At 69.3% G+C, this 2,396-nt stretch carries 3 protein-coding genes; 2 read left to right on the top strand and 1 reads right to left on the bottom strand.

Features of this window, described 5'->3' with window-relative positions; genetic code table 11:
- The first annotated feature begins 51 nt into the window (after positions 1 to 51).
- Positions 52 to 921 carry a DUF1206 domain-containing protein gene (locus CVO76_RS16860; protein ID WP_133080308.1) on the top strand — a complete coding sequence of 290 codons (870 nt, stop codon included), beginning with the start codon at positions 52 to 54 and terminating at the stop codon, positions 919 to 921.
- 3 nt (positions 922 to 924) lie between these two features.
- Here CVO76_RS16860 and CVO76_RS16855 read toward each other — a convergent pair whose 3' ends face one another.
- Positions 925 to 1,341: a CoA-binding protein gene (locus tag CVO76_RS16855; RefSeq protein WP_208740213.1), complete on the bottom strand. Its 417-nt coding sequence runs from the start codon at positions 1,339 to 1,341 to the stop codon at positions 925 to 927.
- A gap of 255 nt (positions 1,342 to 1,596) precedes the next feature.
- Here CVO76_RS16855 and CVO76_RS16850 point away from each other — a divergent pair.
- On the top strand, positions 1,597 to 2,396 hold an 800-nt coding region (locus CVO76_RS16850; RefSeq protein WP_208741891.1), incomplete at its 3' end, for an ABC transporter ATP-binding protein.

Genomic DNA, 2,396 nt, shown 5'->3' with positions numbered 1-2,396 from the left:
CCGGGACCGCAGCAGCGACGCCCGCCGAGCCGACGAGGAGGCGGAATTCCCATGGCACCAGGCACGGCATCCAACAAGTACTCCAAGAAGGCGGGGCACTCGGGCAGGGACGCGGCCGACAGGGCGTCCGATGCAGCCGAGGAAGCCGTCAATTCGAAGGGCTTCGAACTCGCGGCCCGCGCCGGCTATATCGCCGCGGGCATCCTGCACCTCCTGATCGGCTTCATCGCCCTCCGCCTGGCGGGCGGCGGCTCCGGCAGCGCGGACCAGAGCGGGGCCATCGGCCAGCTCGCCGGCTCGCCGGGCGGTTCGTTCCTCCTCTGGTTCTGCTTCATCGGCTGCATCGCCCTCGCCCTGTTCCAGCTCAGCGAGGTGTTCCTCGGTGCGAAAGCCGTCCCGGACAAGGAGAAGCTCGGTTTCCGGCTGAAGAGCGGTGGCCAGGCGGTCGCCTACGCGGCAATCGGTGTCACGTTCGGGCGCTTCGCGATGGGCGGCTCCAGTGACAGCAGCAGCACCACCAGCTCCCTCAGCGCCTCCCTGATGTCTCATCCGGCCGGGGCCGCACTCCTCCTCGCGATCGGCGTGGGCATCCTGGTGGTGGGCGGCTACTTCATCTACAGCGGTGCCACACGGCGGTTCCGGAAGAAGCTCTCCGGCCTCCCGCCGGGACGGGCCGGCAGCGCCGTCGTCCTGTTCGGGACGGTGGGCTACATCGCCAAGGGGTTCGCCCTCGGAGTCCTCGGCATCCTCGTGATCGTCGCGACCGTGACGAACAACCCGGAACAGTCCACGGGGATCGACGGTGCTCTCAAGGCCCTGCGGGAACAGCCCTTCGGCGTCTGGCTCCTCGGTGCCGTGGCGCTGGGGCTGATGGCCTACGGCGTGTTCATGGTGGTGCGCTCCAAGTACCAGCGCATGTGAGGTCTAGAGCCCGAGCGCCGGAGCCTCCATGACCGGGCAGGTGTCCATGACGACGTCGAGCCCGGCGTCGGCAGCGCGCCGGGCCGCATCCTCGTCGATGACGCCGAGCTGGAGCCACACCGCCCTCGCCCCGACGGCGATGGCCTGGTCGACCACCGCGCCCACCCGGGACGAGTTGACGAAGCAGTCCACGACGTCGATCGTCCCCGGGACGTCCGCGAGGCGCCGGTAACCCGTCTGCCCGTGGACGTCGTCGCCCTTGAGACTCACCGGGACGATCTCCATGCCGAGGCGATCCATGAGGAAGCGCGAGACGCCCACGGCGGCCCGCCGCGGGTTGTCGGACAGCCCGACCACCGCCCAGCGGCCGTGCTCGCTCAACAGTTTCCGAATCACCCGCGGATCGTTCTGGTGTGCCACGCCGCCTCCTGTTTCTCCCTCGATTGTTACAGCCTTTGTTACACGCCCTATTTTGCTCCTGATGGACGGCGGGCGTTTCATAGGAGTGACCATCCCGAGCGGCCGAGAGACCTGGATCAGTGAAGCCGCAGCAACCCTGGTCGTCCGCATCCCCCTGGTGACGGACGATAACGAGGTTCGAGCCACGGGAACCACCGCGTGCGGTGGCCAAGGCTCGCTCCGTAGGGTGCTACCGCCAGGACCGATGGAGACACCATGACCACAGTTCTGGCACCCGGCAGCACCCAGACCTCCACCAAGCAGGCCCTCGGGGTCCGATTCTCCGGACTGGGGCGCAGTTTCGGCTCCTCGAACGACCGGCGGGTCGTGCTCAGGGACGTCACCGTGGAGGTGAAGCCCGGGGAGATCCTCGCCATCCTCGGCACCAGCGGATGCGGCAAGTCCACGCTGCTGCGCGCCGCCGCCGGACTCGACATCCCCGACCGCGGCGAGGTCCTGATCGACGGGACCGCCGTGACGGGCATCGACGAACGGTGCGCCGTCGCGTTCCAGGAACCGCGGCTCCTGCCCTGGCACTCCCTGCAGGCGAACGTGGCGATCGGCCTGCCCAGATCCTCCAGTGCGAGCGCGGGCAAGGCCAAGGTCCTCGAACTGCTGAAGCTCGTGGGCCTGGACAGCTTCGCGAAGCACAGGCCGCGCGAAGTGTCCGGCGGCATGGCCCAGCGCACGTCGCTCGCCCGTGCGCTCGCGCGGAATCCCGGGGTGCTCCTGCTCGACGAACCCTTCGGTGCTCTCGACGCCCTCACGCGCATCAAGATGCAGGACCTCCTGCTGGACATCCACCGGGCCCAGCCCACCACCATGCTGCTCGTCACGCACGACGTCGACGAGGCCCTCCAGCTCGCCGACCGGATCCTCGTCCTCGGCCGCGGCGACGACGAGGCGGCGGGTTCGACCGTCGCGGAACTCATCGCCGTGCCCGGGGCACGCCCGAGGGACCGCAATGCGGCCGACCTCGGGGCGCTGCGCAGTTCGCTGCTCTCCCTCCTCGGCGT

This window comes from Arthrobacter agilis (assembly GCF_002953615.1).
GTDB classification, from domain to species: Bacteria; Actinomycetota; Actinomycetes; order Actinomycetales; family Micrococcaceae; genus Arthrobacter_D; species Arthrobacter_D agilis_B.
The sequence above is the reverse complement of the archived record's forward strand: the minus strand, read 5'-3'. Positions and strand labels throughout refer to the sequence as shown.

Coding starts and splice junctions, on each gene's coding strand:
- CVO76_RS16860 (WP_133080308.1), top strand. CDS start 52: ATGGCACCAGGCACGGCATCCAACAAGTACTCCAAGAAGGCGGGGCAC.